The organism is Bacillus sp. REN3, from assembly GCF_017912555.1.
In the GTDB taxonomy this organism is placed as follows: domain Bacteria; phylum Bacillota; class Bacilli; order Bacillales; family Cytobacillaceae; genus Mesobacillus.
On the sequence record NZ_JAERSD010000007.1, the window covers coordinates 99,997 to 112,928 of the forward strand.

Consider the following 12,932-nt stretch of genomic DNA (forward strand, 5'->3'; position numbering starts at 1 on the left):
GCGGCCAGGCGCTTTGCGCTTAATAAACGTCCGGGACGCCGAAAGTGGATCGAAACTGGTGTGGCGCCCCGGGCCTTGCTATAGTATGAAGAAATTCATAGACAAACGCTTGCATCCATTATTACGCGTTATATCTCTTTTTGGTTTCATTTAAAATCATTGAGTAGAGGATTTCTGAGACCTTTTTTGTATCATGCCTGATGACATTGCCCTCAAGCTCAGCAATCTCTTCCTGGACGACTTCAATGCCGAGAAGCTTCAGCCGGTCAAGGTCAAAATGGACAGGTTGGGCGAGTTCCTCTTTATATCGCAGTTCGATGTCAGGCGGAATGGTTTCATTGTTGACGAGGATGGTATCAAGAAAAGCGCATTCCATATGGTCATAGATTGCCTGGACATGGTCGCTGGCGGTAAAATCATGCGTTTCTCCTGCCTGTGTCATCAGATTGCAAATATAAACCTTTCGCGCTTTTGCCTTGCAAACTTCCTTTCCAAGCCTCTTGACCAACAGATTTGGCAAGATGCTCGTATAAAGGCTCCCAGGTCCGATCACGATCAAATCGGCTTCCCTGATTTCCTGGATTGTTTCCGGGAGCGGCTTGACACCCTCCGGATTCAGGAAAACCCTCCTGATTCTTTTTCCCGAATAAGGGATTTTCGATTCTCCCCTGACGATGCTGTCATCTTCCATCAAGGCGTTCAGGACAACGCTGCGGTTTGCCGCAGGCAGCACTTTTCCACGGACATTCAGCACCTTGCTCATTTCCTGGATCGCATGGACGAAATTGCCGGTGATCGATGTCATCGCGGCAAGAATCAAGTTCCCCAGCGAATGCCCGGAAAGTTCATTGGAAGTATTGAAGCGGTGCTGGAACATTTCCTCGATCAGCGGTTCAACATCGGAAAGCGCGGCCAGCACATTCCTGATATCGCCTGGCGGCGGGATGTGCATATCATCCCGGAGCCTGCCTGAACTCCCCCCATCATCGGCAACAGTCACAATCGCGGTTATATCTACAGGATACTTCTTCAAACCCCGCAGCAGCACTGGAAGTCCGGTGCCCCCGCCTATGATGACGATTCTCGGCTGTCCATTCATAATCATTGTGTCTGTACCTTTCTTTTATCAATATCCCGGTGGGTAACGCGAGTATGATAGTCTTTTCCAAAAAACTTCGCGATATATTCAGCAAGTGCTACAGACCGGTGCTGGCCACCCGTGCAGCCAATCGCAATGATCAGCTGGGCTTTGCCTTCACGCTTGTAATGCGGAAGCATGAAACTGAGCAGGTCTGTCACTTTTTCTAAAAACTTATGTGTTTCATTCCATTTTAGTACATATGTCGAAACCTCTTCATCAAGACCGGTTTTCGGCCGCATGTGGTCAACATAGTGCGGATTCGGCAGGAACCTTACATCGAAGACCAGGTCTGCGTCAATTGGAATGCCATGCTTGAAGCCAAAGGACATCACATTTACCGTGAAAATCGATTTCTTGTTGACCGAAAATTCCTCAAGGATCTTCTCCCTAAGTTGCTTTGGTTTCATATCGGTCGTCTTGTAAATGATCTGTGCCCTTCCCTTCAATTCCTCAAGGAGCTTGCGCTCAAGCTGGATGCCTTCAAGCGGAAGCCCTGAAGGGGCAAGAGGGTGCGACCTTCTTGACTCTTTATAGCGGCGAACAAGCGTGGCGTCATCCGCATCAAGGAACAGGATTTGCGGGGAGACCCAGGAAGTCTCGGCAAGTTCATCAAGCGCCTTGAACAGTGAATCGAAAAACTCACGGCCGCGCAGATCCATGACAAGCGCCACTTTATTCATTTTCGTGCCGGATTCCTTCATCAGCTCCAGGAATTTCGGGAGCAGTGTAGGCGGCAGATTATCCACACAGAAAAAACCTAAATCTTCAAAGCTCTGGATGGCAACGGTCTTGCCCGCGCCAGACATGCCTGTTATGATCACCAGTTGGGTATCTGTTGTCGAACCGGTACTCATTTCTATTTCCCCCTGATAACGAAAGTTTTTGTGTAAATTCAGTTTGGATCGAGACGATATTGGATCAGTTCAAAATCCGGTGTATAGGTGAAGGCTCCATAAATGATGCCCTGGCCATGGACCATATAGTCGAGGATATGATAATCACCGGCAGCCATCGGAAGCTCTTTTATCTTATCGAGTTCATGCCATGAAAGCATTCCTTCCTCTGATTCATCAAGTTGGATGCCATCCGCTTCCGTTGCATAAAAGGTGAACATCATCCACTCCGAGACAACCTTGTCACCGTCCTTGATCACAAACGTAAAAATCCCTTTGATTTGCGGATTGCGCAGATAAATGCCTGTTTCCTCACGGAACTCCCTCACACATGAGTCTTTGACTGTCTCACCCGGCTCCATCTTCCCGCCCGGAGCGACCCACCAATTGCGTCGCGGTTTTTGCAGCAGCAAAATTTTATCATCTTTTACTAAAACACAATTTGTCACCCGCTGCATTGGTTCCCACCTCATCTTAAAAAAATGCCCGAACTTTTCATTCTTTTCATTATACTATTTTTAAGATACCGTCACAATGAATACAGAAGCGATATTTTTTTCATGTCAATTTCATGGTGTTATACCCATAGAGGGAGGCCTGTTTCATTAGCGGTAAAAAAAATTGGCACAGGGAGCACCTGTGCCGTCAAAGGATTATATTTTTAAAAGGGGGTCAATTTCTATTCCTATGATACCCCAGTTTTATTTCACTACTGTTACAGAAGAATTAATATCTAATTACGTTTTGTTAATTTATGCCGAGAAGGTCTGTTTTTACCAAAGTGCAGGAAATTCCTCCTGCATAGAAGTACCCGCTTGACAGCGGGCACTCCGTTTTATGAAGCAATCCTTACCTGTTCTCCCCAGACGTTCATTTGCCGCGGAGCGGGTTGAAGGCTCCTGGTGCACGGCAAGCCTTAAGGCCGTATCCGCATACGATACAGGGAAAAGCTGATCGCATGAGAACGTCTTTGATTTCAGGGAAAAAACCTGATTGTGAAAAAAACAGCCTTTGATTTACGCTTTCGCTTTCAATTCTTCCACTAACTCTTCAACATAATGCTGTGCGTTCTGTGCTGCGATGCTGCCATCGCCAGTCGCGGTAACAATCTGGCGAAGCGTTTTTTCACGGACATCTCCTGCCGCGAAAATGCCAGGAACCTTTGTTTCCATCTGCTCATTTGTTTCAATATAGCCGTTGCTGTTTGTGATTCCCAGGCCATTGAATGGCTCTGTCAGCGGCACCATGCCGATATAGATGAACACGCCATCAGTCTTGAATTCCTGTTCCGATCCGTCCTTTGTGGAAACAAGCGTCACGCTGCCAACCTTGCCGTCTTTTTGATTGATTTCCTTGATAGTATGGCTCCAGATGAAATCGATTTTATCGTTCGCGAAGGCGCGATCCTGAAGGATTTTCTGTGCGCGCAGCTCGTCGCGGCGGTGGACGATTGTCACTTTGGAAGCGAATCGGGTCAGGTAAACACCTTCTTCTACTGCTGAGTCGCCGCCTCCGATCACCACAAGTTCTCTTCCTTTAAAGAAAGCTCCGTCACACACGGCACAATAAGAAACTCCTCGTCCGGCCAATTCCTGTTCGCCCGGGACGCCGATCTTTTTATATTCAGCACCGGATGCAACGATAATTGCCCGGGCTTTATATTCCTTCGAGCCAGCTTTGATTGTTTTATACTCTTTGCCGTCGATGACTTCTTTCACATCGCCGTATGCATATTCCGCACCGAACTTCTTGGCGTGGTCGAACATCTTAGTTGAAAGTTCCGGTCCAAGGATGTGGTCAAAACCCGGGTAGTTCTCCACTTCCTCCGTGTTCGCCATCTGTCCGCCAGGTACTCCGCGCTCCAGCATCAATGTTGATAAGTTCGCACGTGATGTATAGACCGCTGCGGTCATGCCTGCGGGTCCGGCGCCAATGATGATGACATCATAAATTTTCTCTTCTGACATGGTGTACAACTCCTTTGATTATCTTCATCCACATGGATTTTTCCATTCATTCGAAAATAGTATTTCCTGCCTACACATATCCTATAAAACAAAGGCAGTATAGTCCAAACATATGCTTATTAAAAACAAATGTTCACCGAATTGACACAAATAGGTGCAGGGGTATCTGGTTTTGGCAATAAAAGAGGGTAAACTTCATCCGGCTTGCAGAATCAGTTTACCCATTTTTACTATACCCATCATTTTGCTTTTTGCTAGATGCTGTCTTCCTCATGGAGGAGTTCACTGACCAAATTCACGTATTTCGAAAGTGTTGATACAGACAATCCATACTTTTTCGCGACTGCCTGCTTCGAAGTCTTGATATTTCTTAGCTTATAAAAAAGATAGTCGACTGCTGCAGCCCACGCTTTTTTATTTTTGAAGTTGTAGCCTGCTTTCGCTGCCTGCTCGAATACTGAAAACCACATGATATACACAGCCGCCTCGTTCTTTCCGATTGGATGGTAGTGGTCATATAGCAGTTTCGCTGTTTCATGGGCGCCGGTGACTTCTTCTTTCCTGGTGCTGAGCTTGCCTGAAGCAACAAAGGATAGATACGATTTTTCCATTTCTGTCATCTTGTCCGTCGATTTCTCTGCGGCCAGGATTTCTTGCTTCCTTGAGGAAACGGAAGTCAGGAAGAGGGCGAATAGCCTCTCTTCTGGATAATCGCTGTTCAGCTGATTGACGATCGCGGTAACATGGGCCTCGAATTTCCCGCCTGGATGATCTGCCCACGGCTCCATCCCTTCTTTTTCAGGATTATATTCAATGACCTTTTTCCAGAGCGTCCTTGCTGCATTTTCCCTGCCAGTAAAATAGGAAGCATAGGCCAGCCAGTAATAAAACGCGCCATCACCATCAAAACCCGCTTTTTGCAGTTTTTTCAGCCATCTGTAAGCAAGTTCGTATTCGCCGATCAGGGCAAAGGTAGCGCCCAGCTTGAATTGATGCTCTACGTGGATCGGATGGATTTTTCCCAGGGAAGCCTTCAATTTCGCTACTTCTTCTATCAGGTCCTGGTAATGCGCAAAGACGAGTGCATTGCAGAGCGCATGCAGGTTCCCCGGATTCCGCTCAAGGACATCATTTAGGATATCGCTGGCTTTGCCGGTTTCCCCCAGATAAAAGTAGGCAAGCGCCAAATTATTATACGCCGACCAATATTCAGGATATTCGTCAATGACTTCATGGAAAATCTCAATCGCCTTCGGGAATTCGCCGGATTCAAGATAGTTGCGCGCTTCCTCCTGTTTGACGATGAGATCATCTTCCTCGTAGAAGTCCTCATCCAGTTCTTCCGCCTCAAGCGTCAGTATATCAAGAAGGTCGATCGCATCTTCAGCAAACTCTCCGTCCTCATTCATCTCAATATACAGATTCGCATGCCTGAAAGCATCTTTAAATAAGCCCATATGAGCGTAGTTATTCGCTAAGAAATAATGGCACTCGTCCATGTGTTCATCAAGTTCTTCGAGGACCAAGTGCAAAAGACGGTTCGACTGCTGGTACTCCCCCAACTCCGAATGCACAATCGCCAGCTGGCAAGCAATCATCGGTTCGCCAGGTTCAAGCTGCATCGCACGCTCAAAGTACCTCAGAGCCTTATGTAGATCCCGTCTATGGAAAGCCTTGACCCCCTTGGTGAAATAATACTCACCCGTAGGAACGAATGACAGCAATTGTCCCTTTTGCTTCATTGCTTTAGAGTCTTTTCCCATATGATCCTCCGTAAATGTTTTTAACTAATGTAGTATAACACAAGCAGAGTCCGTTCGAGAAGGCACCAAGCGGAAAATATTGCGCACAGGTTGGGAAAATCGGCTTGCTGCTCTCGACCGAGCCCTCATATTATATCAAGAGTAGATAGTTTGATGGGGTGTGGTGTGAGCTGACGACCTGGTTATCGCTCATGTTCACGGCCAGGCTCTCAAGGATTGCTTTTTCTTTTACGGGCCATCGATCAATAACAAACAACCCAGAGAATTCCTCCATATTGAATCGATTCATTCTGTCAAGAGGATTATCCAGAAGCTCGTTGTAGTCACTTCCGGAACCACCAAAAGCCGGACCTATCATCCAGCTCAGGACTTCTTCAGCCAATAAAAAATCCAGCGCCTGTCACTTGCCAGCGCTGGGATTCTTCCGTTCATTCAAGACTTCTAACACATTCTTAAGTGGCAGTTTTTGCTCCTGGAGGAGAACCATCAGATGGTAGAGCAGGTCGGCTGCTTCCCACTTCAGTTCTTCTGGGTCGCGGTTTTTGGCAGCGATAATCACTTCAGCGGCTTCCTCGCCGACTTTTTTCAGGATCTTGTCTACGCCCTTTTCAAATAAATACGTTGTGTAAGCTCCCTCCGGCATTTCCCGTTCCCGTTCGCGGATGGTTTTTTCAAGTTCAAGCATGACCGCAAAATCGGTCAGTGCCGTTGATTCAGAAACTGGAGAACTCTTGTCCATCAAGCTTTCCGAAAAGCAGCTGTCCGCTCCGGTATGGCACGCAGGGCCTGCCGGGTCGACGAGCACGACGAGCGCGTCCCCGTCACAGTCATACTTCAGCTCAACGATCCGTTGTGTGTTCCCGCTTGTCGCTCCCTTATGCCACAATTCCTGGCGGGAACGGCTGAAAAACCATGTTTCTTTTGTCTCCAGCGATTTTTCCAGCGATTCTTTATTCATATAGGCGACTGTCAGCACTTGCCTTGTGGAAACATCCTGGACAACAGCTGGAATCAGCCCGTTTGCATCAAACTTCAATTTTCCAATGTTCATCTGACGTTCACTCCTTTTTCACGGAGATAGGATTTGACTTCTTTTACCGAGGTTTCGCGATAATGGAAGATTGAAGCTGCCAGTGCGGCATCCGCTTTCCCTTCCATAAAGGCATCAACGAAATGTCCGGCATTCCCGGCTCCGCCTGATGCGATCACTGGCACGGTCACCGCATCGCTGACCGCCCGGGTCAGCTTAAGGTCAAAACCCTTCTTCTCTCCATCGCTGTCCATGCTGGTCAGGAGGATTTCTCCTGCCCCAAGCCGGACAGCTTCCTTCGCCCACTCGATCACTTCGAGTTCCGTCGGCGTACGGCCGCCGTGTGTATAAACGCGCCATGAACCGAGCTCCGGATCATATTTGGCGTCGATAGCAACAACGATGCATTGCGAACCGAAATACGCTGACCCTTCGGCGATCAGCCTGGGGTTTTTTACCGCTGCCGTGTTGAGCGACACCTTGTCCGCGCCGGACCGGAGCATCTTTTTCATATCGTCGAGCGTATTGATGCCGCCGCCGACCGTGAACGGAATCGCCAATTCAGATGCGACCTCCCTGACAACCTCGACCATCGTTTTCCTGCCTTCGACCGAGGCGGAAATATCAAGGAATACAAGCTCATCCGCCCCCTGTTGATCATAGAGCCGCGCTAGCTCGACAGGGTCGCCAGCATCGCGAAGCTGGACAAACTGGACGCCTTTGACGACCCGGCCTTCCTTCACATCAAGGCAGGGAATGATTCTTTTGCTCAACATGATCCATCCCCCGCTTTCACAGTTGAATTATCCATTGGCATTCCCCATTTCCAGTGCGTCTTTAACCGAAAAACGCCCTTCGTAAATCGCTTTGCCAACAATGGATCCGCTGACACCATCTTTGGCGAGTTTTTTCAAGGCAGCCAGGTCCTCGAGCGAGCTGACACCGCCAGAAGCGATGACGCTTTTTCCCGTTTCCGCAGCAAGCTGGCTTGTCGCTTCCAGATTCGGGCCTGCCAAAGTGCCATCTGTCGCTATGTCGGTAAAAATGAAGGTTTCTGCCCCTGCATCCGCGAATCGCTTCCCAAGATCTAGCGTTGTCACTTCCGATGTATTCAGCCAGCCATTCGTAGCCACCAGCCCTTTCTTCGCATCAAGCCCAATCGCGATTCCCGGACCATACTTCCTCACCATTTCCTCTGCGAAACTCGGATTGGACACTGCGATGCTGCCGATGATGACGCGATTGACTCCGTTATCAAGATAGTGGACAATGTCAGCTTCGCTCCGGACGCCGCCACCAATCTGGACATTGGCGCCAAGCTCCCGCGCGGCCTGGATGACGTAACGGTCGTTCACCCGTTTGCCATCCCTGGCACCATCCAGATCGACCATGTGGATCCACGAAGCTCCTTCGTCCGCAAACTTTTTCGCCATTTCAAACGGCGAATCCCCATATACCGTTTCCTTATCATAATCACCCTGCAGCAGCCTGACACATTTGCCGCCACGCATGTCGATGGCTGGATAGATTGTAAAAGTCATTTTTCCACCTTCCTTTCCTCCGCTAGCTTCGCAAAGTTACGCAGCAGCTCCATTCCCGTCGAACTGCTTTTTTCCGGATGGAATTGCATGCCATGGATGTTCCCTCTGCCAACGATCGCTGGCACCTCAATACCGAAGTAGTCGCCGACTGCCGCGAGTACATCAGGCTCAGACGTTTTTGCATAATAGGAATGGACGAAGTAAACATAGCCTTCATCAATGGATTCCAGCAAAGGCGAATCGCCCGTGAACCTGAGCTTGTTCCAGCCCATATGCGGGACTTTATACGTTTCACCTTCTGAAGTTGTGCCGCTGAACCGTTCTACTTTTCCGGGAAGCAGCCCGAGGCCAGGCGTAAGCCCGTTTTCGGTGCTTTCCTCAAAAAGCAGCTGCATCCCAAGACAGATACCGAGGATGGGCTTGCCGGTTGCCGCGTATTCGCGGATTGTCTCTGCCAGGCCAGTCCGGTTCAAGGCAGCCATCGCATCCCGGAAGGAGCCGACACCGGGCACAAGCAGTGCATCAGCCTTTTTCAAGTTTTCGCTGTACTGAGAGATGAAATAGGGTGTCGCCAGGCGTTCAAGCGCCTTGCTGACGCTGAAAAGGTTCCCCATCCCGTAATCAACGATGCCAATCATTGCGTTTCTTCCCTTCTTGTAAGATCAGCGCCCCATTTCAGACCCTGCTGGCTGCTAAGTTCTATAGCATCCCCTTCGTTGATGGTACGCCCTTGACGCGCGGATCGATTGCCGCAGCTTCATCGAGTGCACGGCCTAATGCCTTGAAAACGGCTTCGATCATGTGGTGCGTATTTTTGCCGGAATGGACGATGACATGGAGATTCATCCTCGCCTCAAGAGCGAGCTTCCATAGGAATTCATGGACCAGCTCGGTGTCGAAGGTACCAACCTGCTGTGCGGGGAAATCCGCGCGCATTTCAAGATGCGGCCGGTTGCTGAGATCGACGACAACCTGTGCCAGCGCTTCATCCATCGGAACAAATGCATTGCCATAGCGCTTGATTCCTTTTTTATCACCGAGAGCTTCGCGCAGCGCCTGTCCGATGCAGATTCCGATATCTTCCGTCGTATGGTGGCCGTCGACTTCAACGTCTCCCTTTGCGTCTACAGACAGGTCGAACTGTCCGTGTTTCGCGAACAAGTCAAGCATATGGGTCAGGAAAGGCACGCCCGTATCAAGGGAGGTCTTCCCCTCGCCATCGATGCTGAAGGCAAGGTCGATTTTCGTTTCATTCGTGTATCTTTTTACCGTTGAGGTTCGTTCCATCTCAAATTCCCTCCACTTTTCTCATTTCAACCTTTTTTCCACGGCCCGTGCATGTGCTTCGAGCCCTTCAAGCCTTGCGAACTCCGCGATTTTCGCGCCATTGTCCTCCATCGCCTTTTCACTGTAAAGGATGACACTTGATTTTTTCTGGAAATCATCGACGCTTAACGGACTTGAGAAGCGGGCTGTTCCGTTTGTCGGCAGGACATGGTTAGGGCCGGCAAAATAATCGCCAACAGGCTCAGAGCTGTACCTGCCAAGGAAAATCGCGCCAGCATGCTTGATTTTCCCGAGGAGTTCCATCGGGTTGCCAGTGACGATTTCCAGATGCTCGGGAGCCAGCTGATTGATGGCAGCGACGGCTTCCTCGATATCGGCAGCCACGTAAATCGCGCCATAATTTTCTATCGCCTCTTCCGCGATTTCCTTTCTTGGAAGCCGGGCAAGCTGGTTATAGACTTCGGCCTGGACATCCTCGGCGAGCTGAAGTGATGTTGTCACCAAAATCGCGCAGGCGCGCGGGTCATGCTCAGCCTGTGACAGCAAATCTGCTGCGACCTCATGCGCTCTGGCGGTATGATCGGCAAGAATCCCGATTTCACTTGGCCCGGCAATCATGTCGATGGCGACATCGCCAAAAACTTCACGCTTGGCAAGCGCGACGTATATATTGCCCGGACCAGTGATTTTATCGACGGGCCTGATCGACTCCGTCCCGTAGGCAAGCGCGGCAATCGCCTGGGCACCGCCAACCTTGTAAATTTCTTTGACACCGGCGATATCTGCGGCAACAAGCACGCCGGCAGGGAGCTTCCCGTTGCTGCCGGGCGGAGATGCCATGACTATCCGTTCGACACCAGCTGTCTTCGCGGGGATGACATTCATCAGCACCGAAGATGGATAGGCCGCCGTCCCTCCTGGCACATACACACCGACTGAATCAAGCGGGGTGACCTTCTGGCCGAGGATCGTCCCGTTTTCCTCTGCAGACATCCATGATGGACGCAATTGTTTTTCATGGTATGTCCGGATATTGTCAGCAGCTTCCTTGATGATCCCAATAAGCCTCTCGCTTACATTCCGGTATGCCTCAGCTATTTCTTCCTCGGACACAAGGAAGTCATCAAGCGTAACGGAATCGAATTGTTTGGTAAAAGCCCTGAGCGCTTCATCTCCCGAATTCCTAACTTCCGAGATGATTCCCTGCACTGCCTTCCGCTGTTCCTCCGTTCCGCCGTCAACTGTCCTTTTTAGGGACACACTGCCGTCTATTTGTACTATTTCCACCGGTCATCATCCTTTCAGCCCAGCTTCGATTACTTCAGTCAATCGATCAATGAGCTCGCTGATCCGTTCGTCTTTGATCCTGTAGCTGACAGGGTTGACAATCAGCCTGGAGGTGACAGAAGTGATCGTCTCATATTCGATAAGCCCGTTTTCCTTCAGCGTCCGGCCCGTAGATACGATATCGACGATCCGGTCCGCTAGCCCGATGAGCGGCGCCAATTCGATCGATCCATTCAGCTTGATGATTTCGACCTGCTCGCCCTGCTCCCTGAAGTAAGCTGCTGCGACATGGGGATATTTAGTCGCGACCTTCGGAGCGATATCATTCATTTTCGTGTCAGGTAGCCCGGCCACAGCAAGGTAGCAGCCGCTGATTTTCAAATCGAGCAGCTCATAAACATCACGTTCTTCCTCAAGCAAGACATCCTTCCCAGCGATGCCAAGGTCAGCAACACCATGCTCGACGTATGTAGCAACATCCATTGGCTTCGCCAGAATGAACCTGAAGTTTTCTTTTTCAACATCTATGATCAATTTCCGTGAATCATCAAATTCCGGAGGCAATTCGTAGCCAGCTTGGCGCAAAAGTTCAGCGGCTTCCTCGAATATACGCCCCTTCGGCATCGCAATCGTTAATTGCCCGTTCATTCCACCGCCCCCTTTTCCGCTTTTCCTACGAGGTAAAGAACCTCACTGAAAATATCGGAGCATGTATCGAGGTTGCGGACGGCGCTGATATCCTGCAAAACAGCCTGTACGCCATCGCCCCTGAGCTGAGCCGCGATGTTGTACGCTTCCTTCCTGCGCTCGGGACTGAAGAGAATACAGACAACCGGCTCCGCGGCACCGAGATTGCCCAGGCTTTCAAGCAGGCGGTCAAGGCGAAGCGCAAACCCGGTTGCGCCAGTTGATTTCCCGAATTTTTCGAGCAGCCTGTCATAGCGGCCGCCATTTCCGATCGGAAAACCAACACTGCCTGCATAGACTTCAAATAAGATACCTGTATAGTAGGTCATATGGCTGATGATCGTAAGGTCTAGCCTGATGCGCTCATGCTCGCCAAAGTCCTCGATGATCTGCCATAAAAGCTCCAGTTCAGCTAGCGCGTCACCGCCTTCGCCATTTTCCACAAGCCCGGAAGCCTTGCTGATGACTTCTGGACCGCCGCGAAGCTCCAGGAACGTGAGCAGCCGCTGCCTGTCAATAGAAGACAACGGAAGTGCTTTTACATGTTCGCGATAGCCAACGTAATTTTTTTCATATAAAAATTTCATCAATTCCCTGGCACGGTCCTCTGTACCAAGTATCTGGACAAATAGTTGATTTACGAAGGCTGCATGGCCTACGGAAAGCTGGAATTCCTCAAGGCCTGCTTTTTTCAGCGAAGATATAGCCAGGGCAATCATCTCACCATCCGCACTGACGGAGTTGTCGCCAATGCATTCAACCCCGATCTGTTCAAACTCCGCCGGCCGGCCCCCTTCGCGCTGCTGCGCCCGGAAGACATTGGCCGAATAGGCCAGCCTGAGCGGGACATGGTCCCTGAACAGCTTGGATGCTGCAACCCTGGCAATCGGCGCCGTCATATCCGGACGGAGCACCAATGTATGTCCCTGCTGGTCAAGCAATTTGAACAGCTGCTGGTCAAGGATTGCCGAAGCATTTCCCACCGTTTCGTAATATTCAAGTGTTGGCGTTTCAATGAATTGAAAGCCCCATCTTTTCATTTCGGTCTCGATCGATTTCCTTGCCTTTTCCTTTGCCTCATATAATTGCGGCAATGTATCCCTCATGCCTAATGGCTTTTCAAACATAAACAAACGGCTCACAGTTTCACCCTCTTCGCTGCTGTTGATCTATTCTTCCATTTGCCCAAAAAGGTAAATATTATTTCCTTCTCAAAACGCTTTAGTTCGCTAATATGGTAACAAAATGAAGATATAAGTAAGTGTACCTTCCCATCTAGTATCCGTCAACCATTAACTGTTCATGTTCATGGATTTATTTGATTTTTCAAGAGGGG

At 49.7% G+C, this 12,932-nt stretch carries 14 protein-coding genes; all 14 read right to left on the reverse strand.

Annotated elements, in window-relative coordinates:
• Nucleotides 1–121: 121 nt before the first annotated feature.
• The 14 genes from JJQ88_RS08485 to JJQ88_RS08550 all read right to left on the reverse strand — a co-directional run bounded on the left by JJQ88_RS08485 (nucleotide 122) and on the right by JJQ88_RS08550 (nucleotide 12,738).
• Nucleotides 122–1,105, reverse strand: coding sequence for a gluconeogenesis factor YvcK family protein (locus JJQ88_RS08485; RefSeq protein WP_282597673.1), 984 nt, complete (start codon nucleotides 1,103–1,105; stop codon nucleotides 122–124).
• On the reverse strand, nucleotides 1,102–1,995 hold the full coding sequence (gene rapZ / locus JJQ88_RS08490) for an RNase adapter RapZ (RefSeq protein ID WP_210365312.1): 894 nt from the start codon (nucleotides 1,993–1,995) through the stop codon (nucleotides 1,102–1,104). Before rapZ ends, JJQ88_RS08485 begins: the two co-directional genes overlap by 4 nt.
• A 38-nt stretch (nucleotides 1,996–2,033) precedes the next feature.
• A complete protein-coding gene (locus JJQ88_RS08495) occupies nucleotides 2,034–2,492 on the reverse strand; it encodes an NUDIX hydrolase (protein ID WP_210365313.1) in 459 nt (152 codons plus the stop codon).
• Between the two features lie 558 nt (nucleotides 2,493–3,050).
• Nucleotides 3,051–4,001 (reverse strand): thioredoxin-disulfide reductase, encoded by a 951-nt coding sequence (gene trxB, locus JJQ88_RS08500; RefSeq protein ID WP_210365314.1) that lies wholly within the window; start codon nucleotides 3,999–4,001, stop codon nucleotides 3,051–3,053.
• Nucleotides 4,002–4,255: 254 nt separating this feature from the next.
• Nucleotides 4,256–5,764, reverse strand: coding sequence for a tetratricopeptide repeat protein (locus tag JJQ88_RS08505; protein ID WP_210365315.1), 1,509 nt, complete (start codon nucleotides 5,762–5,764; stop codon nucleotides 4,256–4,258).
• A gap of 130 nt (nucleotides 5,765–5,894) precedes the next feature.
• The gene (locus JJQ88_RS08510; RefSeq protein ID WP_210365316.1) at nucleotides 5,895–6,146 is read right to left on the reverse strand and encodes a hypothetical protein; all 252 of its coding nucleotides are present in this window, start codon (nucleotides 6,144–6,146) and stop codon (nucleotides 5,895–5,897) included.
• Between the two features lie 18 nt (nucleotides 6,147–6,164).
• Nucleotides 6,165–6,815: a bifunctional phosphoribosyl-AMP cyclohydrolase/phosphoribosyl-ATP diphosphatase HisIE gene (gene hisIE / locus JJQ88_RS08515; RefSeq protein WP_210365317.1), complete on the reverse strand. Its 651-nt coding sequence runs from the start codon at nucleotides 6,813–6,815 to the stop codon at nucleotides 6,165–6,167.
• Nucleotides 6,812–7,570, reverse strand: coding sequence for an imidazole glycerol phosphate synthase subunit HisF (gene hisF, locus JJQ88_RS08520; protein WP_210365318.1), 759 nt, complete (start codon nucleotides 7,568–7,570; stop codon nucleotides 6,812–6,814). Before hisF ends, hisIE begins: the two co-directional genes overlap by 4 nt.
• Nucleotides 7,571–7,597: 27 nt before the next feature.
• Entirely contained in the window at nucleotides 7,598–8,335 is a 738-nt protein-coding gene (gene hisA, locus JJQ88_RS08525; protein WP_210365319.1) for a 1-(5-phosphoribosyl)-5-[(5-phosphoribosylamino)methylideneamino]imidazole-4-carboxamide isomerase, read from the reverse strand.
• Nucleotides 8,332–8,973 carry an imidazole glycerol phosphate synthase subunit HisH gene (gene hisH, locus JJQ88_RS08530; RefSeq protein WP_210365320.1) on the reverse strand — a complete coding sequence of 214 codons (642 nt, stop codon included), beginning with the start codon at nucleotides 8,971–8,973 and terminating at the stop codon, nucleotides 8,332–8,334. Before hisH ends, hisA begins: the two co-directional genes overlap by 4 nt.
• 61 nt (nucleotides 8,974–9,034) lie before the next feature.
• Entirely contained in the window at nucleotides 9,035–9,622 is a 588-nt protein-coding gene (hisB, locus tag JJQ88_RS08535; protein ID WP_210365321.1) for an imidazoleglycerol-phosphate dehydratase HisB, read from the reverse strand.
• Between the two features lie 21 nt (nucleotides 9,623–9,643).
• The gene (gene hisD, locus JJQ88_RS08540) at nucleotides 9,644–10,909 is read right to left on the reverse strand and encodes a histidinol dehydrogenase (RefSeq protein ID WP_210365322.1); all 1,266 of its coding nucleotides are present in this window, start codon (nucleotides 10,907–10,909) and stop codon (nucleotides 9,644–9,646) included.
• Between the two features lie 6 nt (nucleotides 10,910–10,915).
• Nucleotides 10,916–11,557, reverse strand: a complete 642-nt coding sequence (hisG, locus tag JJQ88_RS08545) for an ATP phosphoribosyltransferase (protein WP_210365323.1) — start codon at nucleotides 11,555–11,557, stop codon at nucleotides 10,916–10,918.
• Entirely contained in the window at nucleotides 11,554–12,738 is a 1,185-nt protein-coding gene (locus tag JJQ88_RS08550) for an ATP phosphoribosyltransferase regulatory subunit (protein WP_349237113.1), read from the reverse strand. The genes hisG and JJQ88_RS08550 overlap by 4 nt, the downstream gene beginning before the upstream one ends.
• Nucleotides 12,739–12,932 lie beyond the last annotated feature (194 nt).

What these genes read in the sequence shown, in the direction of transcription:
- hisG (WP_210365323.1), bottom strand. Translation starts at nt 11,557, where the DNA reads ATGAACGGGCAATTAACGATTGCGATGCCGAAGGGGCGTATATTCGAG.
- hisF (WP_210365318.1), bottom strand. Translation starts at nt 7,570, where the DNA reads ATGTTGAGCAAAAGAATCATTCCCTGCCTTGATGTGAAGGAAGGCCGG.
- hisH (WP_210365320.1), bottom strand. Translation starts at nt 8,973, where the DNA reads ATGATTGGCATCGTTGATTACGGGATGGGGAACCTTTTCAGCGTCAGC.
- JJQ88_RS08485 (WP_282597673.1), bottom strand. Translation starts at nt 1,105, where the DNA reads ATGATTATGAATGGACAGCCGAGAATCGTCATCATAGGCGGGGGCACC.
- trxB (WP_210365314.1), bottom strand. Translation starts at nt 4,001, where the DNA reads ATGTCAGAAGAGAAAATTTATGATGTCATCATCATTGGCGCCGGACCC.
- rapZ (WP_210365312.1), bottom strand. Translation starts at nt 1,995, where the DNA reads ATGAGTACCGGTTCGACAACAGATACCCAACTGGTGATCATAACAGGC.
- hisIE (WP_210365317.1), bottom strand. Translation starts at nt 6,815, where the DNA reads ATGAACATTGGAAAATTGAAGTTTGATGCAAACGGGCTGATTCCAGCT.
- JJQ88_RS08495 (WP_210365313.1), bottom strand. Translation starts at nt 2,492, where the DNA reads ATGCAGCGGGTGACAAATTGTGTTTTAGTAAAAGATGATAAAATTTTG.
- JJQ88_RS08505 (WP_210365315.1), bottom strand. Translation starts at nt 5,764, where the DNA reads ATGGGAAAAGACTCTAAAGCAATGAAGCAAAAGGGACAATTGCTGTCA.
- hisB (WP_210365321.1), bottom strand. Translation starts at nt 9,622, where the DNA reads ATGGAACGAACCTCAACGGTAAAAAGATACACGAATGAAACGAAAATC.
- hisA (WP_210365319.1), bottom strand. Translation starts at nt 8,335, where the DNA reads ATGACTTTTACAATCTATCCAGCCATCGACATGCGTGGCGGCAAATGT.